Below are 23692 nucleotides of genomic sequence, written 5' to 3' on the forward strand. Positions count from 1 at the left end.
TACCGGCTCGAACGGGCGGACTCCGGCAGGTAGTCCGGCGGCAGACCGCCGTTCTCCGAGCGCCACCGATATCCGGTCTTGCGTCCGATCCCGAGCTGCCTGCATGCCTCGACCGAGCCCATCCCGGCCGCGAGCAGCCGCCAGTACTCGGCCTCGAGTTCCAGCCTGCGCTTCCGTCCCCGCCTCGCCACCAACACACCCCTAATGATCAAGGAATGTTGCGACAAGCGTTAGAACCCAAGCGTCGCTACTGGTCCACTTTTCAGCCGTCGCCGACAGACCTTGAACATCGGAGACCCGGCGATCTGACTTGGAGACCTGGCGGCACTACCGCCAGGTACACGTCGTTCAGCCAGTCCTTCTTCCCCCCAGCGCACGGGGCAAGCCCACCCGGGCCTGCAGCCGCTTCGGCCATCACACCGGCGTAACAGATCATCGCCCGTCCGGACAGTCGCGAACATGTCCGCGACGTATCGATGCAGGTCGGATGCGACGCGGACATGTGTCCGCGCGGAAAACTGGCCTAGCGACAGGGACTGAAGGGACTCAGGTTCCGGCATATCTTGGCAAAAGGCAGGCCCGGGCCAGCTGCTGTTCACGACGGCGGAGCTGTTGCTTCATCGGGCTCGCGCGGGAGCATCGCTCACGGGCCGGCCAGCCAACGCCATCTTCGGGTGGGTGATCCGTGGGTGCGCCCAGTTGCCGCAGCCGCCCAGTATCAGCGTGGGCAGACAACCGTGCCCCACACTTTGATTCCGGCGACGGGCTGCGTGTACGTAAAATCCGCGACCGCAACACTGGCGGCCGCAAAACTCACTCGTCTATGGTCCGCGCTCTCACGCAACCGGATCGTCGTGGGCCTACTCGCTGCCCCGTCGAAACCGTCGGAGTTGCTCTCTTCGCTCCAGGAGAAGTGCACGTCCTCGGTGGACTTCCAGGTCCCAGAGACGGACGTTTCCCACCCTCCGCCGTGCTCCGCCGAGACACGTTCTATCTCGAAGAACATGCCCCGCCGTGGCAACCCGAATTCACTGAGGCCTGGCTGGCTCGTGACGGTATAGGTCCACACTCGCTGACTCCCGCCGTAGGGCCGACTTTGGCACTTCACACGAGTCTGGGCGCCTGCCGCGGTAACGCGCAGACTGGCCGTCCAGCCTCCGCTCACCTCAATCTGAGCTCCCGCTGGTCGTCCGAGGGCAGCCAGCTTCGGTGCCGGGCGGGTGCGGCGGTCTCCCATCTCGGTGACGAAACGCGGGCCAGACTGTTTACCCCAGTTCGGAGTTGGCTTCTTACGTGTGGGCGTTGGCGACACAGTCACCACGCCGGTCGGTGTATAAGTGGGCCTGCCGGTCGCCCTCGCGGTGGTCACCGGATGGGACCGGGATTTTCCAACCCGCGGGTGGGCAGCCGTATCGGCCCCATCACACCCGACCAACAGCAGGGCCAGACACCCTGCTGCCAAGCTCCACATCTTCGTCGATGAGACGGCCACTACCTTCCCTGCCTCCCCTGAGCGGCCACGTAGCCTATCTGCATGTCAGTGCCCTGTGTCACGCGTGCCGATCGTCAAAGTCGCGCATGTCGTGCAGTATCTCCTCGCACCGGTCCTGCAGTTCCCGCAGCAGCGTGATCGAAATCAGTGCGTGCCCCTCGTCGTGCGCAAGGCCGTCGAAGAACTCGGCCAGGGTGTCCGAGACGGTCACGGTCACGATTTCGAGCCGTGCACGGACACCAACTTTCAGGTCGGGCCGACGGTTCGGTAGCTGCTGCCGCTGTCGGTCGTCCGAGGCTCCTGCCCGGCTGGCATGCGCTCCTTCGTGATTCGTCTCCTGTGAGCTCTATACCTAACGAGGACTGTAATTCGGCGTTCCGTGCACACGGCGACGCGTCGCCCCTTGCTTTAACGATCTTGTGCCTGCTGCCGCACAAGTCACAGGCGTCCCAACGCCAAGCTGTGCATCCTGGTCGCACCCAGCGTGAGGCGAGCGCCACTGCCCCGCCCTGGGACTTGCATCGCGGGCCGGGGTTCTGCCGAGGCGTAGGGCCTTCGGTCTTGTCTCCGATCCGACTGTGCTGTGGCAGGACGGTAGGGGACACAACAGTCGATGAAGACCTCCTCCAGGGCTCTGGTCGAGACTCACATGAGAACTCTGCGATGCGGACACCGACAGCGAGTGGGGGGACACCAAAAGCGAGGGGACACCCCCAGGTTGGTCAGGTCCAGCTGACAGAGGGGGCGCGCCTGGTCCGCCTCAGGACAGGCGACGTCGGAGCCGCGCTTCGTCCATCAGAATGCCGAAACAGTGTTCCATTTGCAGGAGATGGCGGGTTATGGTCGCGCTCTGCGAGATCTTGTACAGAGGTACCCGGGATGGAGAACAGCGCGCCCGCCCGGCGAGGCCGTCCGCCGGGCTCCGGGACCGCTGAGGGAGAGCTGACGAGCCGTCAGGCGGCCATAGTCCGCTACATCACGGAGACGGTTGACCGACAGGGCTACCCGCCGTCGAAGCGGGAGATCGGCCAGGCCGTGGACCTTGCGAGCACCTCCTCGGTCGCCCACCAGCTGATGGCTCTTGAGCGCAAGGGCGTCCTCTACCGTGACCCGCACCGTCCTCGCGCATACCGGGTGCGGCCATCGTGGGCACCCGACCTGGGCAGACGGAGCGAGGCGACGGTCAACGTGCCGCTCGTGGGCCGGATCGCCGCCGGCGCACCCCTGCTACTGAGGTTTTCGACCTAGGGTGACGGTGAACTCGCTGGTGGGTGTATCCCTGGGGGATGCGGTATCCCGATGGGGGCGGCCTGACCGTGAAGCAGCGGGCCCGGCGGGAGCAAGTGCGCTTCGAGGCCGCCGAGTTGTTCGCGCAAGGGGTGACGCTGCCGCAGGTCGCGCGGCGATTACGGGTCTCTCGGAAGTCCGCCTATGCCTGGCATGCCCGCTGGCGGGATGGCGGAGTGGAGGCACTGCGGTCCAAGGGGCCGTCTGGATGCCCGTCCCGGATGAAGCCGGAGTGGCGGGCCTGGCTGGCGGCGGAGCTGGAGAAGGGGCCGGCCGCGCACGGCTGGATGGAGGACCAGCGCTGGACACTGGCCCGGGTGGCCACCGTGATCGCCCGGCGGTTCCACGTGCGCTTCAGCCCCGCACAGACCTGGCGCATCCTGCGCCAGATGGGCTTCTCGGTGCAGGTGCCGGTGCGGCGTGCTGCCGAACGCGACGAGGAGGCCGTGGCCACGTGGATCAAGGAGACGTGGCCGCGGGTGGAAAGACGGTGAGGGACCAGGACGCCTGGCTGTGCTTCGCGGACGAGGCAGGGCAGCTGCTGCGGCCGCCGAAGGCATGCACCTGGTCTCGCCGTGGTCGTCCCGCCCCTGGTCAGGGTCCGGGCGGCCGGCTCGGGTCGCATCTCTCTGGCGGGCCTGATCTGCTGCAAGGCCGACCAGCGCACCCGGCTGGTCTTCCGGATGCTGGTCCACTGCGGCCGCAAAGGTGAGAAGAAGGGCTTTCGGGAGCGGGACTTCGCCGCGTTACTGGATGCCGCCCACCAGCAGCTCGGCGGCAACATCGTGCTGGTGTGGGACAACTACAGCCATCACGTCGACGCCGCTATGCGCGAGCTGATCGCGAAACGACCGTGGCTGACGGTCTTCCGCTTCCCGACCTACACCCCCGACCTCAACCCGGCCGAGGGTGTGTGGGCGCACCTGAAGAAGAGCCTGGGCAACCTGGCCCCGTGCACTATCGATGACCTGGCCGGACTGGTCCGCACACGTCTCAAGCGGATGCAGTACCGGCCCGACCTACTCAACGGATTCATAGCCGAAACCGGACTGAACACGGCACCGCCATGACGTCACCCCAAAGCGAAAACTTCAGTAGCCAGACACCTTGAGCGTTCCTCTCTTGCGGACCTCCCGCAGAGGTCCACAAGAGGGATCCGTAAGGTCATCGCGTGAACTGGCTGACACTTCTCTCCACGCTCCTTGGCGCCGTTGTCGGAGTCGGCTCAACCCTGCTGGCCGACCGGGCCCGCTGGGGCCGCGAGGTCCAGACCCAGGCGCTGCAACACAGGCGCGCCCTCTACGGCGAGTTCCTCACCGCCCTCAACCTTGCCCAGGCGCCGTCCACCTGCTGGTAGGGCTCGAAGGCGGGGGCGAGTTCGCGGACCAGGGTGATGCATCGGTCGGCGCCGATTCGGGTGGCGAGGTCGAGTGACTCGGTGCTGACGATGAGGGCTTGTTCGACTTCGCGGGCCTGGAGGAGGCTGCGAGCCTCGTAGGTGCGAAAGACTCCGCGGGTTTTGTCGCGGGCTTTTGGGAGCAGGGTCAGTCCTTCGTCGATGCGGGCTCGTGCCTCGTCGGTGCGGCCGAGATCGAGGAGGCACTGGCCGGAGTCGACGGCCAGGTCCGCTGTGCTCATCCACCGGCACCATGCCGGGGCGGGGTCTGCCGTATGGGTCAGCAGTGCGGTCTCGGCGGCGGCCAGGTCGCGATGGCAGTCGGCCGCGGCCCCCAGAGCGGCGTGGGCGCGGGCCCTGCGCAGATACAGCAACGACCGGGCGGTGGGGTGTTTGGTGTGGCGGAGGGCCTGGCTGAGCGGTTCGACGGCGGAGCCGGGCTGGCCGAGCCAGATCGACTGATAGGCGAAGTCCGACAGGACGCCGGCCCCCTGATCCCGGTCGCGGGCGGTGTGCGCGTTGGTCAGGGCCGCGTTCCACAGTTTGCCGGCCGCATAGTGTTGGCCCTGGTCGAAGCGGTACCAGCCGCACGTGCTGGACAGGGAGGCCGCCAGTAGGTGGAGGCGGCGGCCGGTGGCCTCGCTGTAGCGGGCGCCTTCCAGGAGGTCGGTCACCGTTGCCAGGTGGGCGTCCATCAGCTTGATCGTGTGCTGGCGCTGCTCGGTCGGCAGGGTGGTCAGCTGGGTGCTGGTCTCCTCCAGCCAGTCCACCAGTTCGTCATCGACGCGCCGGCCGCCGAGGGCGGTGGTGAGGCGGCCGGGTTCGAGCGTGGCCCATTGGGAGGCCAGCCCGGCGAGGGCGAGTGCGCTGTAGGTCAGGAAGGTACGACGTTCGCGGTCCATCACGGCTCTCTGTGCGTCTCGAAGTGCGTGGACGGTGTACGCCGCTCCGAGCGGGGCCGGGTCGTCCCGGCCGGGGAGCCAGTGGGGCCACGGGTATCGCTCCAGGTCGCAGACCGGCACGTCGAAGGCGTCCGCCAGCAGGAGCTGGGATTCGATGCCAGGTGTCTTGCGGCCGTTCTCCCACCGGCTGACGGCGGCCTTGTCGATACCGGACCGCAGTCCCTCTGGGCGCATCGCGGCGGCTCGGTGCAGCCGGGTTACCAGGTCGGTTTGGGACCAGCCGCGTAAGAAGCGTGCGTAGGCGAGAGGGTGCCGGATCGGGTCGTCCACGCCATCAATCCCATCATCGACGGTGACCGTCAGGCTACCGCGCGTGCGGGCGGGACAACCCCGGGACAACAGCCAACGCCTATGGCCAGGCTTCGAGTTGGGGCTCTACTCGTCATTCCCTGACACGTTCCTCCCCGAAGTGGACGGAGAACGCTCATGAAGCGACGTGCTGCTGTCATCGGCCTGGGTCACCAGGCTGCCGAGGACCACTTGCCCGGCCTGGCCCTCTCCAGCCGGGCCGAACTGGTCGCTGTCTGCGATACCGAACAGGACATCGTGCACGACCGCGCGGACGCTCTGGGGGTGCCGGGGTTCACCCGGGCCAGCGACCTTCTGGCCGAGATAGAGCCGGACTTCGTGATCGTCGCCGTGCCGCACCACGCGGGCCGCGCGGTGATCGAGGAATGCGCCACCCGCGGCGTCCACGTCCTCAAGGAGAAGCCGTTCGCCACCTCCGTGGACGAAGCCCGCGACCTGGCCAGCATCTGCCACGACGGTCGGGTCGAGCTGATGGTGGCCCTCCAGCGCAGGTTCAACCCGATCTACGCCAGCGTGGCCGGGATGCTGGACCAGATCGGCACCCCCTTCCTGATCAGCGGTCACTACTCGTTCCACACCCCCGACCCCGGGGCCGGGTGGCGCGGGGACCTCAAGCTGGCCGGCGGCGGCTGCATCTTCGACATGGGCTACCACCTGGTCGACCTGCTGCTGTGGTACTTCGGCCTGCCCAGCCGGGTGCTGGCGGAGTTCTCCACCACCGCCCGGCCCGGCGGCGGCTACGACGCCGAGGACACCGCCGTGGTCCAGCTCGGCTACGACACCGGCCTGTACGGCTCCCTGCTGCTGTCTCGCTGGATGGCGCCGAAGACCGAGTTCCTGCGGGTCCTCGGAACGGCCGGCTCGGTCGTGCTGACCAAGGGCAGCGTCCAGCGGCTGGCCCTGGACGGCACGGTGGTGGAGGAGCTGACCCGCCCGTACGCCCCCAGCGTCGCCACGGCCCAGATCGATTACTTCTGCCGGGTCCTGGACCGCGAACGCCCCAACGCCTGCGGCCCCGACCAGCACCTGGCCCACGCCGCGTTCGTCGCCTCCTGCTACGAGTCCAAGCAGGCCGGGCGCTACATCAACCCGAAGGAGATGCTGTGACCAGCCCTCTCGCAGTTCTCGGCGGCCCGCAGGCCGTCACCTGCGGCGGCCCTCACTTCACCTGGCCGCCCATCGACGCCACCACCAAGGCGGCGGTAGCCGCCCAGCTGGAGACGGCCGTGTCCATCCCCGGCCGGTCCGGGATCGTCGCGGAGCTGGAGGACGCTCTCAAGGACTACTTCGGCGTGCGGCATGCGATCACCACCAGCTCCGGCACTGCGGCCCTGCACGCCGTGTACTGGGCCGCCCGCATCCGCCCCGGCAACGAGGTCATCGTTCCCGCCTGGACCTTCCACGCCACCGCCTCCCCCCTGATCCAGCTCGGCGCGGTCCCCATCCTGTGCGAGACCCTGCCTGACGGGAACATGGACCCCGGCCGGGTGGAGGAGCTGATCAGCCCGCGTACCCGGGCGGTCATGGTCACGCACCTGTGGGGCAAGCCCGCGGACATGACCGACCTGACGGCCCTGGCCCGCAACCGGGAACTGGACCTTCTGGAAGACGGATCGCATGCCCACGGCGCCGCTTACGGCGGGCAGAAGGTCGGAACGTTCGGCCTCGCCGGGGCCTTCTCCCTGAACGGGCCGAAGCCCCTGTCCGGTGGCGAGGGCGGATTCGTCCTCACCGACGACGAGGACACCGGATCGTGACGTTCGCGCACTACAACAAGCGGGCCAGGAACGAGATCCCACAAGGCCATCCGCTCGCGCGGTACGCGGTTACCGGCGCCGGCCTCAAACTCCGCATCCACCCGCTGGCCGCCGCCCTCGCCCACGACCAGCTGACCCGGCTGGACACCTACCTCGCCGGCCGCGATGAGACCGCCGCCTACCTCCTGCGGGAGCTGGGAGAGATACCCGGGCTGGAGGTCACGCCCATGCCCGATGGAGTGAAGTCCTCCTGGTACGCGCTGACCGCCACCTACCGCCCCGACCAGCTCGGCGGCCTGCCCCTGGAGCACTTCCACCAAGCCCTGATCGCCGAAGGCGCGACCGAGTTCGACATACCTGACTCCACCAGGCCCCTGAACCAGCTGCCGCTCTACCAGCACCCCGCCCACCTGTTCCCCGGCTACCCGAACACCCGTCCCCGCTACCGAGCCGGTGACTTCCCCGTGGCCGAGCACGCCCACACGCACACGATCAAGCTCCCTGTCTGGCACCGTGAACAGGATCTGAAGCTGGCCGAGCAGTACGTCCGCGCGGCCAGGAAGGTCAGCGAACACCACAAGGAGCTGCTGTGACCGTGACCTCCGACCTCGCTCTGTCCCTGGCCAAGGAGGCCGAAGCCGACGGCATCACCAGCTTCGTGGCCGCTGCCGTGGTCACCGACGCCGACCGCGTCCTCCTGGTCCGGCGCAACGCGGACGACTACATGGGCGGCCTGTGGGAGATCCCTTCGGGGAAGGTCGAGCCGGGCGAGACCATCGTCGACGCGGCCCGCCGCGAGACACGGGAGGAGACCGGTCTGACCGTCTCCTGCGTGGACCGCTACCTGGGGCACTTCGGCTACGAGAACAGCCGTGGCACCACGACCCGTCAGTTCAACTTCGCCGTCACCGTCGCCGAAACCGGGCCGGTCGTCCTGACCGAGCACGACATGCACCAGTGGGCGGCCCTCGCCGGTGACCTGCCGGGTGTCACCGACGGCGTACGCAAGATCCTGGCCGGCGTGTAGAACGACCGAATGATGTCGCCCGACACCACAGCCGCCTGAGCCCGACGCGAAGGACTGGTGTTCCTTCCCTCGAGGGAAGGAACACCAGTCCTTCCGACGTACCAGGCCGGTCAGCGGCACCACTGTTGCTCTTTGCTCGTTGCCCTCACCTCGCGGCCTTCACGCCGACGCCGTGCAGACACACTCCGGTGGCGGTCACAGACACCGGGCTCATCGGCCATTAGGCCGACGAAATTACCCACGGTGCTGATGTGCTCGGGCACGGACGGTCCCGCCTCGGCGCGGCGTCCTCGGCCAATCGCAGCCCGGCCGGAGCCTGTTCGGCAGGCGCCTGAGCGGCGGTCGCGGTTGCGCCGAGCTGGTCCAGTTGGGGTGTCAGAGGGTGGTTCGTGAGGGCTTGTCCGTTTCGAGATTGGGGTCGCGCGAGGTGGGCCAGCCACGGAAGCGGCTGCTCGTCTGTGCGAGTAACTGCTGACCACGCTGGTCCGCCTCGTTGGTGGTCCGGATCATTCCGCGCTTAGATAGACGCATGTCGGAGGGGAAGCGGGGCTCGACCCGTTGGCGGGATGGCGTGTTGAGCGCCGCGATAATCGCAATCTTGGTGGGTGGCACTGGCTGGCTGCTGCTTCCAGATGAAGCAGACCCGCACGACTATGTCCGCAAGCCGGATGACGTGGTTATTGGCGACGGTTCGCTGGCGGCCGTGCTTGAGCGTTACCGCGTGAGTCTGCCAGACCAAGCGACGGACGTGCACTTCCATGACAACGAATCTCTGATCGGCTCCGAGGGAACCCTCTTCCTTCACTTCGAGATGCCCCACGCTGGCCTGACACCCTTCCTTCAGACCCTCAAGGTGGGTCGCCTCACGCCGGGCCTACCCGCCGGTTGGGATCTCGGCGGGGAAGGTCAGCGTTTCGGATGGAGCTTCCGGGGCAGTTCCTGGCGTGGAGCGCAGAGACGAGCTGAGGGAACCGTCACCTATTCCGTTGCGGTCGGCCAGGCGGCCAAGGTCGACTCGGTCTATGTGATCGCCGAATACCCCTGATCCCGGATCCGCCGGCTATTGCTTCCTGGCGAAGTTGCCGGTGTCGGCCTCGATGAGGATCCCAAGTTTGACGAGGCGTTTCAGCTTGGCGCGGGTGCCTTCGACGTTCTTCGGCAGCAGTTGGTGGCCGAGGGCTTCGCAGACGTCCTTGGCCCGTAGCGGCCCGGTTGCGTGGTTGAAGGCGGTGAGGATGCGGGGGTAGTCCGGGTGCTCGGGTAGGTCCAGCGCGACGGCCGGGAGCCGGTCAGCGAGGCCGGTGATGGTCTTGCGGGTGATCGCGAGGTGCTCCATGTGGGTCTGGGCCTCCCGCAACCGGGTCTGCAGGTTGTCGATCTGTGCGTGGAGTTCGTCGGCCATGGCCCGGGTGGCATCTTCCTGGAGGTCCAGGGCGTCGAGCAGGGGCTGGATGTTCACGCTGCCACCGCCTGCGTCTCACGCCAGGTGGGGGCGTTCGCGCCGGTGAGGCGTCGGGTCATGACGTGGGTCATCGCCCAGTAGACGCGGGAGGTGGAGAGGGGTGGTGCTCGTAGTCGCGGACCAGGCGCCGGTGCAGTATCAGGATCCCGTAGGTCTGCTCGACCCTCCACCGCTTCGGCTGCGGCACGAACCCCTTGACCTGCGGGTCGCGTTCCACGATCTTGACGTCGATGCCCAGGCTGGCGCCGTGCATGACGCCCTGGTTCTTGAACCCTTGGTCCACCAGGGCTTTGCGTACGGTTCCGCCGGCGTGCTCGGCGATCTTGTCCAGCAGGACAATACCCGCGGCGTTGTCGTGCGTGTTCGCAGCGAGGACGACGACCGCGATGACCAGGCCGAGGACGTCCACGGCCAGGCCGCGCTTGCGGCCTGACACCCGCTTGGCCGGATCACGGCCACTCGTGAAGGCGGGGACCCCGGCGGCCACGTGGACACTCTGGGTGTCCAGGACCACCAGGATCGGGTCCTCTAATCGTCGGGCGCGTTCACGGACCTGGCAGCGCAGGAGTTCATGGATGACCTGGTCGGTTCCATCGTCCCGCCAGGCGGCGAAGTAGTAGTAGGTCGCGCTCTTCTGCGGCAGGTCGTGCGGGAGGTAGGCCCATTGGCAGCCGGTCCGCCCCTGGTAGAGGATCGCGTTCACGATCTCCCGCATGTCGTAGGCGCCCTGATGACCGCTGACCGAGCGGTGCCGGTCCTTCCACGCGGTGATCACCGGCTCGATCAACGACCATTGCTCGTCCGATAAGTCACTCGGGTACGGCTTGCGTTCACTCACCCGGTCACATCACCAGATCAACAACCGTGGACCGGCAGATTCCGCCCCGCCGCCACACCATCAGGCGACAGCAGATCCCTCAAAGACTCACGAACCGCCCACTCAGTCTCTCTGGGGCATCGGCGGTTGGTTTCAGTCTTCCAGCGGCAGCAGCCCGGAGCTCTTTCGGCAGAGGTGGAACCGTCGACTCGTCGTACTGGGCGCTCCCGGTGCGCGCCGAGGCATATCGGACCCCGAGCTGAGCCGACTCGCTCCGGGCCGTCCGCGCCGCCTCTGTCAGGAAGGCCTTTCCACCAACTTGCTGGTCTGAGGCGAGGTTTGGGGGGCATCCGGACAGCAGGAAGGAGGACTGCCGGATGTCGACTCCCCTCAGGCGCCTGCCCCGGCACATGCCCGGCTGGGCGAGGGTGGTGACCGCCTTCGTGCTGGTGCTCGCGCTGCTGTTCGCCGGGATCAGGCTGGCCGTGCTCTCGGGCATCAAGGACCTGTTCGGCACGCAGACGCACGACCGCTCGGGTCCCGCTCTCCTCAAGTCCATCAAGGACATGAGCCGTTACGACGCGGCCTCGGGCAGCTTCCAGGTCGTCGTCGACCTGGAGAAGGACGCCAAGTATCTGCCGGACGCCGTTCGCGGCACCCGCACCCTGTACGTCGGTGCCGGCACCGTGGACGCCTACGTGGACCTCGGCAAGCTCGGCGACAAGGACGTGACGGTGAACGAGGACCGTACGTCGGCCACGCTGCGGCTCCCGCACGCGCGACTGGGTGAGCCGGCCCTGGACGCCGACCACTCCTACGCCGTCTCCAAGCAGCGCGGACTGCTCGACCGTCTGGGCGACCTGTTCTCGGACAACCCCAACAGCGAGCACGCCGTGCAGAAGCTCGCAGTGTCCCACATCGGCGAGGCGGCCAGAGGCAGCGGACTGACCGCACGGGCCGAGACGAATACCACGGACATGCTGGAGGGGCTGCTGCACTCCCTCGGCTTCAAGGAGGTGCACGTCTCCTACGGGTCCTGACTCGCACGCGGCCCACTCTCGCGAGCCGCGCCCCGCATCCCCGTCGGCGTAGCGGGTAACCGCTCTACTACTCAGGGTCGTTGACGATTGGAGGACCGAATGGCCCGCACCGCTCTGTACTCGCGCGCCGCCTCTCCCCGCCGCGCGCCCTTGACGAGTCGCCTTGCCTGGTTCGGTCGTCGGGGCCGGAGCGGGACATGGGCGCAGGCCCGTGAGGGCGCCGAGAAGGCACCGGCGACGGAGGCGGGCGGGAGCGGCGGTCGCCTCGCGAAGGCGCGGGCGCGGTGGAGCAGCGGCCCGTTCCGGAGCGCGAGGACGGGGAAAGCGGGCAACGCCCGTGAGGCCACCGTGGCGGAGGGTGCCGAGGGGGCGACGCCGGCCCCCGTTCGACGCCGGCACGTGCTTCCGCTGCCGGTCCGGATGCTGGCGATGCTGTGCGCCTTCGTCTTCATGGTGGCCTTCGCCGTCGTACTGGCCAAGGTCACCCTGGAGCCGTCCCCGGCCTCGGTCTCCATGACGCACAGCAACCTGCATCCCGGCCGCTCCCTCAAGGCCTATCTGGACCAGCCCGAACTGCGGGACGCGGTCAAGCAGATCGGCGGCAACCTCCTGCTGGGCGTACCGTTCGGGGTAATGGTGCCGGTGCTCGCGCCGGGGGCCCGGGGGATCTGTCGGGTGCTGCTGCTGACCGCGACCGTGATGCTGCTGGTGGAGATGGCCCAGGGCGCCCTGGTCACCGGGCGGGCCTTCGACGTGGACGACGTCATCCTCAACACGTCCGGCGCGTTGGTCGGCTACCTGCTGCTGGGCCGCAGGCTGGGGCGGGTGCACGATCGCCGTAAGAGCGCCTGACACGAACGGCGGAGCAGGCGTGCGCGGGAGGGGTGGCCGGTCCGGGCGACGGAGGACGGCTTTCCCTTCGTCCAGCGGCGGACGGGTCAGCGTGAGACGGGCGCGCAGGTCATCGAGGACCTCGTCGGACACATGGATCGAGGTGGCCTAGGGGCTGTCCGATGGGTTGTCTGAGCAGATCAGGGCTGTGGCCTAGTGTTTGCTGCACGAAGGGGGTCACATGTCACTCGATGCAACCGAAGCAGAGCCGGGGCTGAAGGGGATCACTTTTCCTGCCTGGCACGGAAAGCACTACGTGACCCTGGCTGAGCTACTCGTTCGCCTCGGCAGCTTCGGCCTCGACCTGACGTGGCGCGTCGAATGCGACGAGATCGTCGATCCTCGCTGTGTCGAGATGGAGCGCAGGTCCGCCGACGCAGGCATGGACACGTTGACACTGTTGTCGTTGACGACCCCTTTCCTCCAGTTGATCAACGCCGAAGCACGTGGGTTCGCCGAGGACAAGGTGGTGCTCGTCCTGACCGAGTTCGATAGCTCGTCGTGGGACGTCAGGGCTGTTGACGAGCGCGTATTGAGCGAACTCCGCCACCACTACCCGGGTGCCAAGGACCTCTGAACGGGACGCATCACTCTGGACGGAGCCATAGGCGGATCGCGGCCACGGTGACCGTCCCGTGGAAGACGTACGCCCGCTTGTCGAAGCGCGTGGCGATCGCTCGGAAGTTCTTGAGCCGGTTGATGGTCCGCTCGACTTCGTTGCGGCGACGGTAGATCGTCTTGTCGAACCCTGCGGGGCGGCCGCCCTGGCTGCCGCGGCGCCGGCGGTTGGCCCGCTGGTCCCTCGGTTCGGGGATCGTGTGCCTGATCTGGCGTCTGCGCAGGTGTCGCCGGTTGCGCCGTGACGAGTACGCCTTATCTGGCCCGACGTGGTCGGGCCGGGTGCGCGGTCGTCCACCAGCCTGCCGGGGCACGCGGATCTCTTCCAGGACGGGAATCATCTGCGGTGCGTCCCCCCACTGACCGGGCGTGATGACAAACCCGAGCGGGCGGCACCCGCCTTCCCCGGCGAGGTGGATCTTGCATGTGAGCCCGCCCCGCGAGCGTCCCAGGGCCTCATCGGCGCGGTGACGTGCCGGACTCTTACGCCGCCCCGAGATCTTCGGGTCACGAGTGGAGGCGCCTGCCGCGTGTTGATGAGCGCGGCAGGTCGTGGAATCAACGCTGATCATGCTCCAGTCGATCCGGCCCTCTGCATCGGCGTCGGCCTGGACGGCCCGCAGGATTCTTTCCCACGTCCCGTCCGCCGACCACCTTCGATGACGGTCGTGAACCGTCTCCAACTACCGAAGCAGGGAGGCAAGTCCCGCCAGGGAAGGCCGGTCCGTAGCCGGAACAGAATCCCGTTGATCACACGACGGTGGCACTGCCAGCGTCCACCCCGCCCACGGTTCCTCGGCAAGTGCGGCTCCAGCCGAGCCCACTCTTCATCCGAAAGATCTCCCCGCCCCATGTCCCACGGAACGAGTTCCCAACGGGAGCGTCACACGACTCACCGGACACGACCTAGCGGCACCAACCTCACCGGTGCTCCATTCCCCGCGGACTCGATGGCGTCCAGACGCCGGCTGACCAGTTCCAGCACCACTGCACCAACAGCCAGCACACCGAAGACCGACCACACCACCCAAGGACGGGACGCCCAGTACGGCACCGCGCTCGTGGCGTAGCTCGTCACCACCCCCAGTGCGCACGTCGCCGCCGCCCCCGACCCACTGACGACCGAACCCACCCGACCACGCCTGCCACCGTCCACGCCGCCCCCGTCGTCACGACACCGCTGGCCCAAGCATGCGCCACGCCACCACGCTCCGTCCCCGGAACCGCCATGCACCCGGCAAGCTGGCTCGCAGGCGCGGACGGGGCCGAGGAAGCGCACAGGGGGCGAGGGAGCTGGCCCGCCTCCTCCTGCAAGGTCACGTGGACCTGCGTGCTCGCAGGGAGGGAGCCGAGCTGTCCGGTCTCGACGCGGACGGCCGGGCTCGGCTCGCCGCGGGGCGCACCCGGCTGGAGAAGGGCCACCGGCGCCAACTAGTGCCGCATCAGCCAACGTTCGCCCTGTAGCCCCGCTGGAAGACTCGTCAAAATGGTGTCTGGGCCGCAGTCCTGAATGGCCCCATTCTGGCTCCTGATGGATGGCTGGGCGGACGCGGGGTCGGGGTCTGGAGTGGGTTGGTTGCCGGTGACCTCTGGGGCTCGCAGCAGCCCGTTCCAGCCGCCTCAATACACCGTCTGACCTGGCTTTTTGCCGTCCTCGCTTCTATGATCGGCCTCGGTGGAAAGGGGGGCGGATGGACCGGACCGTACGCACCGTCGAGGACGTTCTCGCACTCTTGGACGGGCTGTTCACATCCGAGTCCGAGGCCGGCCGCTTGGGGACCGGCGACGGCAAGGACTTCTGGGACCGCTTCTACGCCGACCGGTCGAGGCCGGTCCCGTTCTTCGCGGCGAAGCCCGACGAGAATCTGGCCGCCTACCTCGACCAGGGGCTGATCGCTCCCGGTCGGGCTCTGGACCTGGGCTGCGGGGCGGGCCGCAATGCCCTGCACCTCGCGTCGCACGGCTTCGAGGTGGACGCCGTGGACCTCTCCCCGGTGGCCATTGCCTGGGCCGAGGACCGGGCTCGCCAGGCCGGGGTCGACGTCCGCTTCCTGTGCGGTGACGCCTTCGCCCTCCCCACCACCGAGTTGACCGGTCCGTACGACCTGGTCGTCGACTCGGGATGCTTCCACCACCTGTCGCCGCACCGCCGGGTCAGCTACCTGGCCCTTCTCGACCGCGTCCTGGCCCCCGGCGGTCATCTCGCGCTCACCAGCTTCGCCGCCGGCGAGCAGGGCATGGGGTCGGAGCTCGCCGACGCGGACCTCTACCGCGAGCGTGATCTGCAGGGCGGCCTCGCCTACACGCCCGAATCACTGCGCCGGATCTTCTCCAATCTGACAGAGGTCGAACTGCGGCGCATGCGGGAGGAGCCGCCCGAGTCAGCGCTGTTCGGCGTGACCTTCCTGTGGACCGCGTTGTTCCGTCGGGGTGCGGCTGCCTCAGGCGACGTTCGCCCTGTTCACGGTGTCGCGTAGGCGCTCGTCCTGGGCGTGCTTGTTCCGCCAGATGATATAGCGGCGGATCATGCTTCCCTGCTCCTTGTGGCTGGCGTGGTCGGTGCCGTCGAGGGTGACGTAGCGCAGGGCGGTGAACTGGGCCTCGATCCGGTTCAGCCATGAGGAGTTGGTTGGGGTGTAGGAGATCTCGACGTTGTTCGCCTCGGCCCAGTTGGCGACCCGGCTGAGATCAGAAACAGCTGCCGATTGATCTTCGCGCAGCCATGGGTGCACGTCTTGATCACGGCCTGCAGGGCGTTGCCACCGGAGATCCATCCCCGTGATGCAGTCCGTTGACGCCCCACGGTCAGGCGTCCTGGTCGCCGAGCCGGGAGGCCGTCAGGGCGTCGGCGAGGCACGCTGAAGGTGTGGTGTCGCTCTTCCGCTCACCCTCTCGACCAGGAGTGGGCGGTCAAAGCAGGGTCCTGCTCGTGCTGGCGCAGTGCGTGCCGTTTGTGATCGCGCTGGCCGTGCTGGTCATCGAGCTCACCCCTGCTCACTTCATCTATACCGGTCCCTTTCTTGCCGCGGTGCCGGCGCTGGCGGCGGTGACGATGGGCCCCAAACGCACGGCCGTGGCGGTGGCTCTCGCGCTGGCGGTCAGCGTGACCACGGCCACGTACCACCAGGCATGGGGCACCCTGCAGGTCTACACCAACTTCCTGGCCCTGGCTCTGGTCTCGGTGGCCGGTTTCATCACCAGCAGCATCATGGGTGCGTACAGGAAGAGCGAACTCGACCAGGTCCGCCGGATCGCCGTTGCCGCACAGGAGGTCATTCTGCGGCCGGTCCCCGAGCGCCTCGGCCCCGTGCGGGCGGCCAGCCTGTGCCTGGCGGCCGGGACTGGGGCGCAGGTAGGGGGTGATCTGTACGAAGCCGTGCAGACGCGGTACGGCGTCCGGATGATCGTGGGGGACGTCCGCGGCAAGGGGCTGAGCGGCATGCATGCGGTCGCGGTGGCGCTGGGCGCGTTCCGGGTGGTCGTGCACTATGAGGACGACCTGGTGGGGGTCATGAACCACTGCGCGGCCGCGTTGCGCCGGGAGGCGGCCGTGCCGGGCGCCTTTCCCGAGGAAGCCCTGATGGAGGGGTTCACCACTGCACTCATCGCCCAGGTGCCGAACGACGACCCCGTAGTGCAACTGGTCAACCGCGGCCACCCGCCCCCGCTGGTACTCCACCAGGGCCGAACTCAGGCTTTGATGCCCTCCTCGCCGCAGCCGCCCCTGGGCCTGGAGGACCTGATCACCTGCCCTGCCGAGAAACCTGAGACCTATCCGTTCGTACCCGGGGACCGTCTGCTCCTGTACACCGACGGCGTGATCGAAGCCCGCAACCCCGGCAACGGCTTCTTCCCTCTGCCGGAGGCCATGGAGTCGATCAACTGCAGCACCACTCCTCAGGAGTTTCTTGGGCAACTGCACCAGGCGCTGCTCGGGCACACCGAAGGCCGCTTGGCGGACGACGTGGCGATGATCCTTGTCGACCGGCTCGACGAAGGAGTCGGTATGCCGGCCATCTGAGACCTTGGGACCGCGTGCGAAGCGATCCCTGATGGTGGACGCTCCATCATGCGCTGAGCGGCACCCGCTGACGGACGAGCGGATCACGGTGTCCGCCGCATTCGAGGGAAGCGAGGAGATCGCCGAGGCCCGGAATCTTGCCCTGCAGTTCCCTGCTGGATCGGGTGCCGGTAGCGGAAGTGCCATGAGCCCCAAACGAGGTGTGGATCTTTGATGGAGAGGCCGTTGTGTCCTGGTCCTCTCCGACATGATCTGCGGCCATGAGTCGGCAGCCGGTGGGGATGGACGAGCTGGTCGACCACTGGACGGTGCTCGATGACGAGATGGAGCTCGTGGGGGGGGAAGCGGGGCGGGACGAGGCTACTGAAGTACTGCACCCGGCACGGCCGGTTCCCGAGGAGCCGGGCGGACTTCCCGGACGCAGTGGTCTCCTTCGTCGCCCGGCAGATGAAGGTGCCAGCCGAGGAGTTCGCCTCCTACCAGTGGGCCGGCAGCACGATCGAATACCACCGCTCCCAGATGCGCAAGCACTTGGGCTTCCGGGTCTGCTCGGTGCAGGGCGCGGAGAAGCTGATGGACTGGCTGGCGGCGAGCGTCGCGCACGCGGAGCGGAACGCGGACCGGGTGCGCGAGGAGCTGCTGAAACACTGCGTGAGGAGTGCATCGAGCCGCCGAAGCCGGACCGGATCACGCGGATGGTCCGCTCCGCCATGCACGCCGCGGAGGACACCTGGTTCGCCACCATCACCGCTCGGCTGCCGGTGGAGGTGAAGCAGCGGGTGCTGGCACTGGTCGCGGAGGACGCGGATGAGGCCGAGCAGTACTAGGCCGCCGACGGCGACGAGGAGACGGTGCTGTCTCTGGTGCGTTGACCGCTTGAGCCCGCCAGGGTTTGCCGACACCGGCGAAGGTGGTGGCGCGCGGGCACCGGCGTTGCTCGCTGGTCGACGGCGTGAGCCGAACTGGAGCCGCCCGATGCTTTCCCTGCGCATTCCATGCCTGGGGGCGCAAAGGGCCGCCGCCGGGAGCCATCCGCACCCCGGTGGTCACGAGACCTTCACAGGGGTCAGCTGCTGGCCGGGGGACTGGTGGAAACCCGGTGAGGTGTTGCAGGGATCTGTCACCGTGATCGCCGTCGCTGTGTTGCTGCTGCCTGTACTGGCCCTGCTGCTGTACGGGATGGACCGCATCGAGGACTGGCTGTCGGGCCGGCCGGGGGTGGCCCGGCACGCGCGTGGGCGTCATCTGCGTCTGGTCCACAGCACGAGCCGGTCGCAGGGCGCTGACCGGCCGCCGCGCTACCGCGACGTAGCCTGATCACGTCGGTATGGCAGCTGGCCATGGGGCTGCCCGCTGCGAGCGGGGTTCGCAAGCAAGCCCGCCGAGCCGTGCGAGTCCCGTCCCGGAGGCCCACCTCTTTCCGGCCATGGTGCTGTGACCTTCCCCCGGCGCGGGGATACCCAAGGGAGGACGGGGGCAGGCGAACCTGCGTCCCTGCTCCGCCGCCACCCACGGTGATACGCATGGCCCCACCCGCGCTCCCTGGCCGAGACCCCAGCGCTGGTCCCCGCGTCGTCGACCTCGTTCAGCAGGTCACGCAGTTGCGGGCGCAGGTCGAGCAGCTGCAGGCGAAGAACGCGCAACTGGAGCGAGCGGTCACCTCTCACGCGGTCGTGGACCAGGCCATCGGGGTGCTGGTGAGGATGGCGGAGGTCGGTCCGCAGGACGGGTTCACGGTGCTGCGTGAGATCTCGCAGCACACCAACACCAAGCTCTCCTCGATCGCCGAGCAGATCATCAAGCATGCGCAGGGCGCCGCCCTGCCCGAGACGGTTCTGGCAGAGCTCCGCGCTGCCCTCAGCCGTCGGAGGTGATCGAGGCAGCACGCGTGGGCTCTGGTGGCGTAGAGGGGGCCGTGAGGGGTTACCCGACGTTTATGGCGAGGCTGCATCTTCCAGGACGGAAAGCGCACCACGGCCGGGACGAGGCGCAGGCACGAGAAGTGCCGGCACCCGAGGAGGTCGGGCCCGGACCAGAGGTGGAGCGCCGGGCCCCGGGCACGCCGTCGAAGCTGCCCAGGCGGGCCTGGGGTGGCGTCCTCAGGGGCGCGCTGGGGGAGTTCAAGGACGATGAGCTGACCGACCGCGCGGCGGCCCTGACGTACTACGCGGTGCTGTCGCTGTTCCCGGCGCTGCTGGTGCTCGTGTCGCTGCTGGGCATCACCGGCAAGTCCGCGACCAACGCGGTACTGGCCAACCTCAGGAAACTGGCCCCCGGCTCGGCCAGGGACATCATCACCCGCGCCGTGGAGCAGCTGCAGAACAACTCCGGCATCGGCTCGATCATGGCCATTGTCGGCATCGTGCTGGCGGTGTGGTCGGCCTCCGGCTATGTGGCCGCGTTCATCCGCGCGGCGAACGCCGTCTACGACATGCCGGAGGGCCGCCCGGTATGGAAGATTCTCCCCGTCCGGCTGGGCGTGACGGCCGTGCTCATGGTGCTGGCGATGGCCAGTGCGCTCATCGTGGTGTTCACCGGCGGCCTGGCCCGCCACGCCGGTACCGCGCTGGGGATCGGCGGCACCGCGTTGACCGTGTGGTCGATCGCGAAGTGGCCCGTCCTCGTGGTCCTGGTCACCGTCATGATCGCGATCCTGTACTGGGCGAGCCCGAACGCGAGAGTGAAGGGGTTCCGGTGGATCACGCCGGGCAGCTTCCTCGCCCTGGTGATCTGGATGATCGCCTCCGCCGGGTTCGCGTTCTACGTCGCGAACTTCGCCTCCTACAACAAGACCTACGGCACCATGGCCGGCGTCATCGTCTTCCTCGTCTGGCTGTGGATCACCAACCTGGCCATCCTGCTGGGCCTGGAGTTCGACGCCGAGACCGCGCGCCAGCGGGCCATCGCCGGCGGCCTGCCGCCCGACACCGAGCCGTACACCCAGCCCCGCGACACCCGCAAGTGGGACGAGGATGACCGGCGCCGCCTGGGCGAGGCGTGACCGGCCACCCTTTGATCACGCGGGGGGTAGGCCGTTGACCTGCAGGATATTCGCCTCTTATGAGGCTTCTGGCAGGGCTGCGCGACGCCGATCGGTCGCTGAGCAAACAGGCGGCCAGCCGCATCCCACCGCGCGCCGGCAAAGTGCTCTCAGCGGTGGAGGAGGCCGCCGCGAGCGGGAAGCTGTGGTGCGGCGCGGCCGCCGCGATGACGTGGCTGGGCGGGTGGCGCGGCCGCACGACGGCAGTCACCGGCATGGCCGCCCTGGCCGTGGCGCAGCTGATCTCGAACGGCCTGTGCAAGCAGCCGGCCGACCGGCCCCGGCCACCGAAGGAGTGGTTCCCCCACGACGAGGCCGACGACCGCCCCTCCTCCTTCCCCTCCGGGCACACCGCCGCCGCAGTGGCGTTCACCGCCACCGTGGCAGCCACAGGGCCGGCCGCAGGCGCAGCGTGTGCCCTGCCTGCCGTCATGGTGGCGCTCGAGCGAGTACAAAGCGGCGCCCACTACCCCACCGATGTCGCCGCCGGGGCCGCCATCGGCCTGGCCAGCGCCTGGCTCACCCGACACGCCCCCGTCTGGTCCTTCGCCACCAGCTCTAGCGGCCGAGACAGGCCAGGTGCGACGGGAGAAACGTACGGGGCACCAAACGACGACGTAACCAAGCGGCTGGCCGCTCAGGCGCAGGGCCGAGGAGACGGGACGTGATCCCGTGTGTCAGCGGTCATGCAATTCCGAATTGGCTGACCGTCGACACCGGTTGCCGCCGCCGGGCGAAGGGCCGGACGTGTTGGGCGGCGGGGCGGTGCAAGCGGGCGCCGCCGTGGCCCGGACTCACCTGTTCGGGGTACTCGCGCGTTCGTCGAAATGGTCGGGCGCATGGCGCTGCCCCGCCGAGCAGGAACTTGAGAGGGACGGGAGGTGACCGCCGTGTCGAGTACGCAGCCGCAGGCTTCCGGATCCGGTCAGAGCACGGACCGCTTGGGCCAGGAGCCGGTGGGCGAGCTGGTGCAACGGGCCTCGCAGCAGCTGACTGAGCTGGTGCGCGGCGAACTGCGTCTGGCGCAGGCGGAGATGAAGGAGAAGGGCAAGCGCTACGGCAGGGGCGGTGGCCTGTTCGGCGGTGCCGGCGTCGTGGGCTTGTTGATGCTGCAAGCGCTGGTCGCCACCGTGATCGCCGCGCTGGCGGTGACGCTGCCGGTGTGGACAGCCGGGCTGATCGTGACCGCGGTTCTGGGCATGGTCGCCGCGGTGATGGCCATGAGCGGGAAGAAGCAGGTCGACCAGGCCGCGCCGCCCACGCCCGAGCAGACGGTCGAGAACGTGAAGGCCGACGTGGCCGAGATCAAGGAGAGTGCACAGCGATGACTCAGCCGCCTCACGACGAGCCCACCGCCGCCGGCCCCGCCGAGCTGCGCGAGCAGGTCGAGCACACCCGCGAAGAGCTCGGGCAGACGGTCCAGGCACTGGCGGCCAAGACCGACGTCAAGGCGCGTGCCCAGGAGAAGGCCGCCGAGGCCAAGGAGCAGGCCGCCGCGAAGGCCGGCGAGCTGAAGGAGCAAGCCACGGTCAAGGCCGGGGAACTGAAGGCGAAGGCCGCCGAACAAGCCCGGGCGAAGACAGCCCAGGCCGGTCAGCTGTGGGAGGAGAAGACGCCCGATCCGGTGCGGCAGAAGACGGCGCAGGGAGCGCAGCTGGCGCGGCACAACCGCAAGGTGCTGCTGGCTGCAGCGGGCGTGGCTGCCGTGGTGTGGCTGGCATGCCGTCGCCGGAAGGGGTGAATTCCGGGTGAAAGCGTCCAAGATCGCTTACAAGCCGGTGGGGTTGGCGCTCGGTGCCGTCAGCGGGATGGCCGCGGGGGCGCTGTTCAAGCAGGCGTGGAAAATACTCGGCCACGACGAGGACGCCCCGGACGCCACCGACGAAGAACGCTCCTGGCGCGAGGTGCTGCTCGCCGCCACGCTGCAGGGCGCGATCTTCGCTGGGGTCAAAGCGGCCGTCGACCGCGCCGGCGCCACCGCCACCCGCCGCCTGACTGGTACATGGCCCGGCTGACGGCACACAAGGATGCGGGAGGGCCGGTACGACACGGATACCGGCCCCCTCTCCCGACCAGTACCCACCCGAAGGATCAACGGTGTCCCAGCCGGGCGCGGTCGCCCGCCTGATCGAGCAGGCATCCCAGACCACCGCCACCACGACGACCGCCGCCCGATCCTTCTGGCACGACCCTCGCGAACATCGGCTCCGGGCGGCAGACCACGCACGCCATCACCCTCGGCGGCGTAGCCGCTGTGTCGGTGGCCGCAGGTTCGGCCTGCTGCGAGGCCGGACCCGGGGCCCGGTGTTCGTCACCCGCCGCCGCCCCGGCCCGGGAAAGGTGGTCAGTCCGCGCGACGTGTGCCCGGACACCGGCCTGGCCCGGCTCTCCTACGGTCAGGCCCGAGCCCTGCTGGACGAGCACACCGCCGTACGCGGGCCGGGCACCGGCTGGGACCTGCACGAGTACCGCCATTCCGCCCTGACCCAGCTCGGCGAGCAGGGCGCCTCCCTGCTGATGCTGATGGCGAAGTCGCGGCACAAGAAGCCGGAGAACGTCCGCCGCTACTTCAAGCCATCCCCCGAGGCGATCTCGGAGCTGACCAGCCTGCTTGCCCCCGGCGACGCGCGCCGCTGACCCTGCTGTCAGCGGTGTTCCCTACCGTGGAACAACACCAGGGCCAGACGCGTACCGCCGTTCGCCGCCGCTCCGAGCGCCCACGCCGCCAGGGGCACAGTCGGCCATGGTCCTCCGGGGCCCGCGCCGGTCGAGTCGGCTCCCAGCGTCGTCGCCGAACTGGCCCGCCGGATCGCACTGACACGTCCAACGTCGACGGGCGGCAGATACTGGCCGTCTCCTCGGTCGACCACCTCAGCGCAGAGGGCGGCCGGGCGATCATCGCGGAGAACCGCGCGGCATACATCGCCGAGTACGGCGAACCCGCGTACTCACTCATCGTCGGCGGCTACTGACGCGGGTTTCGGTCACCGGGCGGTTGTGGCCGCCACTGAGTGGGCGACGTCGCGATGAGCCTCGTGTTCGGCGAGCCGGCCGGTGAGGGCGGCGCGGACGTCTTCGTAGGTGTCGAGGCCGAGCGGGAGGCGGAGCGGGGTCGCGCCGGAGTCAACGAGGTCGATCATCGCCTCCGTGAGTTTCTCTGCGCTGTTGGGCACCGGGAAGTGGCCGCCGAGGAACGCCTGCCGCGTGTCGGCCGCGAGGGTGTTCTCGTACTCGGGGAAGAGAGCGCCGGCGACGAGGTCGGCCGCCGGCCGCGGGGTGAGCTGGTCCAGGCTGATAAGAGGGCGGCGCGCTGACCGGCCGGCTGGATAGTGGAGATCCGGCGGGTTCCCCGGATCATCACAGTCGTGAGTCCTTCCTGTTCACGCAGGTCAAGGCCTTTCATGGTGCGCTCACTAGATGGTGTGAGGTTCTGACGATTACTCGCAGATTCCAGGAGATCGGCCCGTAATTTGCGGTCTCGTGTCGGATTCTGGAAGCCGCCGCTTCTCGCTCATCACCGGCGGCAGTACGAAGACCGATCCGGGTGGAGATCAAGAGCCGGGTCTGGCGGGC

At 68.5% G+C, this 23692-nt stretch carries 26 protein-coding genes and 5 pseudogenes; 23 read left to right on the top strand and 8 right to left on the bottom strand.

The annotated features are described in order from the left end of the window. On the bottom strand, positions 1–191 hold a 191-nt coding region (locus ABZ865_RS41155), incomplete at its 3' end, for a helix-turn-helix domain-containing protein (RefSeq protein ID WP_361242423.1). A 1359-nt stretch (positions 192–1550) separates the two neighbouring features. After that, a complete protein-coding gene (locus ABZ865_RS41160) occupies positions 1551–1703 on the bottom strand; it encodes a hypothetical protein (protein ID WP_361242426.1) in 153 nt (50 codons plus the stop codon). Between the two features lie 668 nt (positions 1704–2371). Between ABZ865_RS41160 and ABZ865_RS41165 the strand changes: the two are divergent. The 3 genes and pseudogenes from ABZ865_RS41165 to ABZ865_RS41175 form a co-directional block, all read left to right on the top strand. Continuing rightward, positions 2372–2722 (top strand): annotated as a pseudogene (locus ABZ865_RS41165) (repressor LexA); the annotation flags it as partial. Positions 2723–2778: 56 nt separating this feature from the next. Next, the gene (locus ABZ865_RS41170) at positions 2779–3273 is read left to right on the top strand and encodes a winged helix-turn-helix domain-containing protein (RefSeq protein WP_361242429.1); all 495 of its coding nucleotides are present in this window, start codon (positions 2779–2781) and stop codon (positions 3271–3273) included. A gap of 81 nt (positions 3274–3354) precedes the next feature. Next, on the top strand, positions 3355–3849 hold the full coding sequence (locus ABZ865_RS41175; RefSeq protein ID WP_361242432.1) for a transposase: 495 nt from the start codon (positions 3355–3357) through the stop codon (positions 3847–3849). A gap of 229 nt (positions 3850–4078) precedes the next feature. Here the strand turns inward: ABZ865_RS41175 and ABZ865_RS41180 are convergent, their stop codons facing one another. Beyond that, the gene (locus ABZ865_RS41180) at positions 4079–5407 is read right to left on the bottom strand and encodes a helix-turn-helix transcriptional regulator (RefSeq protein ID WP_361242434.1); all 1329 of its coding nucleotides are present in this window, start codon (positions 5405–5407) and stop codon (positions 4079–4081) included. A gap of 156 nt (positions 5408–5563) precedes the next feature. Here ABZ865_RS41180 and ABZ865_RS41185 point away from each other — a divergent pair, with 156 nt between their 5' ends. From ABZ865_RS41185 to ABZ865_RS41205, 5 genes are all read left to right on the top strand, one after another. Beyond that, the gene (locus tag ABZ865_RS41185) at positions 5564–6553 is read left to right on the top strand and encodes a Gfo/Idh/MocA family oxidoreductase (RefSeq protein ID WP_361242437.1); all 990 of its coding nucleotides are present in this window, start codon (positions 5564–5566) and stop codon (positions 6551–6553) included. Further along, positions 6550–7203 carry an aminotransferase class V-fold PLP-dependent enzyme gene (locus ABZ865_RS41190; protein WP_361242440.1) on the top strand — a complete coding sequence of 218 codons (654 nt, stop codon included), beginning with the start codon at positions 6550–6552 and terminating at the stop codon, positions 7201–7203. The genes ABZ865_RS41185 and ABZ865_RS41190 overlap by 4 nt, the downstream gene beginning before the upstream one ends. After that, positions 7200–7796, top strand: coding sequence for a DegT/DnrJ/EryC1/StrS family aminotransferase (locus ABZ865_RS41195; protein ID WP_361242443.1), 597 nt, complete (start codon positions 7200–7202; stop codon positions 7794–7796). Before ABZ865_RS41190 ends, ABZ865_RS41195 begins: the two co-directional genes overlap by 4 nt. Beyond that, the gene (locus ABZ865_RS41200; protein WP_361242446.1) at positions 7793–8230 is read left to right on the top strand and encodes an NUDIX domain-containing protein; all 438 of its coding nucleotides are present in this window, start codon (positions 7793–7795) and stop codon (positions 8228–8230) included. The genes ABZ865_RS41195 and ABZ865_RS41200 overlap by 4 nt, the downstream gene beginning before the upstream one ends. Positions 8231–8804: 574 nt before the next feature. Next, on the top strand, positions 8805–9275 hold the full coding sequence (locus tag ABZ865_RS41205) for a hypothetical protein (RefSeq protein WP_361242449.1): 471 nt from the start codon (positions 8805–8807) through the stop codon (positions 9273–9275). 15 nt (positions 9276–9290) lie between these two features. Here the strand turns inward: ABZ865_RS41205 and ABZ865_RS41210 are convergent, their stop codons facing one another. Continuing rightward, positions 9291–9689 carry a hypothetical protein gene (locus ABZ865_RS41210; protein WP_361242451.1) on the bottom strand — a complete coding sequence of 133 codons (399 nt, stop codon included), beginning with the start codon at positions 9687–9689 and terminating at the stop codon, positions 9291–9293. Beyond that, positions 9686–10530: pseudogene (locus ABZ865_RS41215) on the bottom strand (IS5 family transposase). Before ABZ865_RS41215 ends, ABZ865_RS41210 begins: the two are co-directional and overlap by 4 nt. Before the next feature lie 356 nt (positions 10531–10886). Here ABZ865_RS41215 and ABZ865_RS41220 point away from each other — a divergent pair. The 3 genes from ABZ865_RS41220 to ABZ865_RS41230 all read left to right on the top strand — a co-directional run bounded on the left by ABZ865_RS41220 (position 10887) and on the right by ABZ865_RS41230 (position 13017). After that, positions 10887–11549, top strand: a complete 663-nt coding sequence (locus tag ABZ865_RS41220; protein ID WP_361242454.1) for a DUF4230 domain-containing protein — start codon at positions 10887–10889, stop codon at positions 11547–11549. 348 nt (positions 11550–11897) lie between these two features. Then, on the top strand, positions 11898–12401 hold the full coding sequence (locus ABZ865_RS41225) for a VanZ family protein (RefSeq protein WP_361242457.1): 504 nt from the start codon (positions 11898–11900) through the stop codon (positions 12399–12401). Positions 12402–12621: 220 nt separating this feature from the next. After that, positions 12622–13017: a hypothetical protein gene (locus ABZ865_RS41230; protein WP_361242459.1), complete on the top strand. Its 396-nt coding sequence runs from the start codon at positions 12622–12624 to the stop codon at positions 13015–13017. Positions 13018–13027: 10 nt separating this feature from the next. Here the strand turns inward: ABZ865_RS41230 and ABZ865_RS41235 are convergent. Next, positions 13028–13911 (bottom strand): IS5 family transposase gene (locus ABZ865_RS41235; RefSeq protein WP_361242462.1). Its coding sequence is split into 2 segments (ribosomal slippage): positions 13028–13737 and positions 13737–13911, totalling 885 coding nucleotides; the frame shifts between segments, so codons are not numbered across the junction. A gap of 838 nt (positions 13912–14749) precedes the next feature. On the opposite strand from ABZ865_RS41235, the gene ABZ865_RS41240 reads away from it, so the two are divergent. Then, positions 14750–15535, top strand: coding sequence for a class I SAM-dependent methyltransferase (locus tag ABZ865_RS41240; RefSeq protein WP_361242465.1), 786 nt, complete (start codon positions 14750–14752; stop codon positions 15533–15535). Here the strand turns inward: ABZ865_RS41240 and ABZ865_RS41245 are convergent. Further along, a pseudogene (locus tag ABZ865_RS41245) lies at positions 15500–15727 on the bottom strand (transposase); the annotation flags it as partial. The gene ABZ865_RS41240 and the pseudogene ABZ865_RS41245 overlap by 36 nt on opposite strands. 260 nt (positions 15728–15987) lie before the next feature. Here ABZ865_RS41245 and ABZ865_RS41250 point away from each other — a divergent pair. The 11 genes and pseudogenes from ABZ865_RS41250 to ABZ865_RS41300 form a co-directional block, all read left to right on the top strand. Further along, positions 15988–17079, top strand: a complete 1092-nt coding sequence (locus ABZ865_RS41250; protein ID WP_361242468.1) for a PP2C family protein-serine/threonine phosphatase — start codon at positions 15988–15990, stop codon at positions 17077–17079. Between the two features lie 315 nt (positions 17080–17394). Then, positions 17395–17718, top strand: a pseudogene (locus tag ABZ865_RS41255) (DUF4158 domain-containing protein); the annotation flags it as partial. A 56-nt stretch (positions 17719–17774) separates the two neighbouring features. After that, positions 17775–17906, top strand: a complete 132-nt coding sequence (locus ABZ865_RS41260; protein ID WP_361242506.1) for a hypothetical protein — start codon at positions 17775–17777, stop codon at positions 17904–17906. Between the two features lie 277 nt (positions 17907–18183). Next, a complete protein-coding gene (locus tag ABZ865_RS41265) occupies positions 18184–18396 on the top strand; it encodes a hypothetical protein (RefSeq protein ID WP_361242471.1) in 213 nt (70 codons plus the stop codon). Between the two features lie 206 nt (positions 18397–18602). Continuing rightward, the gene (locus ABZ865_RS41270; RefSeq protein WP_361242473.1) at positions 18603–18953 is read left to right on the top strand and encodes an ANTAR domain-containing protein; all 351 of its coding nucleotides are present in this window, start codon (positions 18603–18605) and stop codon (positions 18951–18953) included. A gap of 62 nt (positions 18954–19015) precedes the next feature. Then, positions 19016–20080, top strand: a complete 1065-nt coding sequence (locus tag ABZ865_RS41275) for a YihY/virulence factor BrkB family protein (protein WP_361242476.1) — start codon at positions 19016–19018, stop codon at positions 20078–20080. Positions 20081–20139: 59 nt separating this feature from the next. Further along, positions 20140–20787 carry a phosphatase PAP2 family protein gene (locus ABZ865_RS41280; RefSeq protein WP_361242479.1) on the top strand — a complete coding sequence of 216 codons (648 nt, stop codon included), beginning with the start codon at positions 20140–20142 and terminating at the stop codon, positions 20785–20787. A gap of 288 nt (positions 20788–21075) precedes the next feature. Beyond that, positions 21076–21447, top strand: a complete 372-nt coding sequence (locus ABZ865_RS41285; RefSeq protein WP_361242482.1) for a phage holin family protein — start codon at positions 21076–21078, stop codon at positions 21445–21447. Continuing rightward, on the top strand, positions 21444–21860 hold the full coding sequence (locus tag ABZ865_RS41290; protein ID WP_361242485.1) for a DUF3618 domain-containing protein: 417 nt from the start codon (positions 21444–21446) through the stop codon (positions 21858–21860). The genes ABZ865_RS41285 and ABZ865_RS41290 overlap by 4 nt, the downstream gene beginning before the upstream one ends. Before the next feature lie 7 nt (positions 21861–21867). Next, positions 21868–22134, top strand: a complete 267-nt coding sequence (locus tag ABZ865_RS41295) for a DUF4235 domain-containing protein (protein ID WP_361242488.1) — start codon at positions 21868–21870, stop codon at positions 22132–22134. Between the two features lie 262 nt (positions 22135–22396). After that, positions 22397–22756 (top strand): annotated as a pseudogene (locus ABZ865_RS41300) (site-specific integrase); the annotation flags it as partial. 347 nt (positions 22757–23103) lie between these two features. Here ABZ865_RS41300 and ABZ865_RS41305 read toward each other — a convergent pair. Continuing rightward, a complete protein-coding gene (locus tag ABZ865_RS41305; protein WP_361242491.1) occupies positions 23104–23259 on the bottom strand; it encodes a hypothetical protein in 156 nt (51 codons plus the stop codon). Positions 23260–23692 lie beyond the last annotated feature (433 nt).

The sequence above is a fragment of the Streptomyces sp. NPDC047085 genome (assembly GCF_040643735.1).
Taxonomy (GTDB): domain Bacteria; phylum Actinomycetota; class Actinomycetes; order Streptomycetales; family Streptomycetaceae; genus Streptomyces.

Excerpts from the sequence above, each read along its gene's own strand:
- ABZ865_RS41280 (WP_361242479.1), top strand. The coding sequence starts at position 20,140 with ATGAGGCTTCTGGCAGGGCTGCGCGACGCCGATCGGTCGCTGAGCAAA.
- ABZ865_RS41230 (WP_361242459.1), top strand. The coding sequence starts at position 12,622 with ATGTCACTCGATGCAACCGAAGCAGAGCCGGGGCTGAAGGGGATCACT.
- ABZ865_RS41290 (WP_361242485.1), top strand. The coding sequence starts at position 21,444 with ATGACTCAGCCGCCTCACGACGAGCCCACCGCCGCCGGCCCCGCCGAG.
- ABZ865_RS41240 (WP_361242465.1), top strand. The coding sequence starts at position 14,750 with ATGGACCGGACCGTACGCACCGTCGAGGACGTTCTCGCACTCTTGGAC.
- ABZ865_RS41305 (WP_361242491.1), bottom strand. The coding sequence starts at position 23,259 with ATGATCGACCTCGTTGACTCCGGCGCGACCCCGCTCCGCCTCCCGCTC.
- ABZ865_RS41220 (WP_361242454.1), top strand. The coding sequence starts at position 10,887 with ATGTCGACTCCCCTCAGGCGCCTGCCCCGGCACATGCCCGGCTGGGCG.
- ABZ865_RS41275 (WP_361242476.1), top strand. The coding sequence starts at position 19,016 with ATGGCGAGGCTGCATCTTCCAGGACGGAAAGCGCACCACGGCCGGGAC.
- ABZ865_RS41270 (WP_361242473.1), top strand. The coding sequence starts at position 18,603 with ATGGCCCCACCCGCGCTCCCTGGCCGAGACCCCAGCGCTGGTCCCCGC.
- ABZ865_RS41260 (WP_361242506.1), top strand. The coding sequence starts at position 17,775 with ATGGTCCGCTCCGCCATGCACGCCGCGGAGGACACCTGGTTCGCCACC.
- ABZ865_RS41185 (WP_361242437.1), top strand. The coding sequence starts at position 5,564 with ATGAAGCGACGTGCTGCTGTCATCGGCCTGGGTCACCAGGCTGCCGAG.
- ABZ865_RS41170 (WP_361242429.1), top strand. The coding sequence starts at position 2,779 with ATGCGGTATCCCGATGGGGGCGGCCTGACCGTGAAGCAGCGGGCCCGG.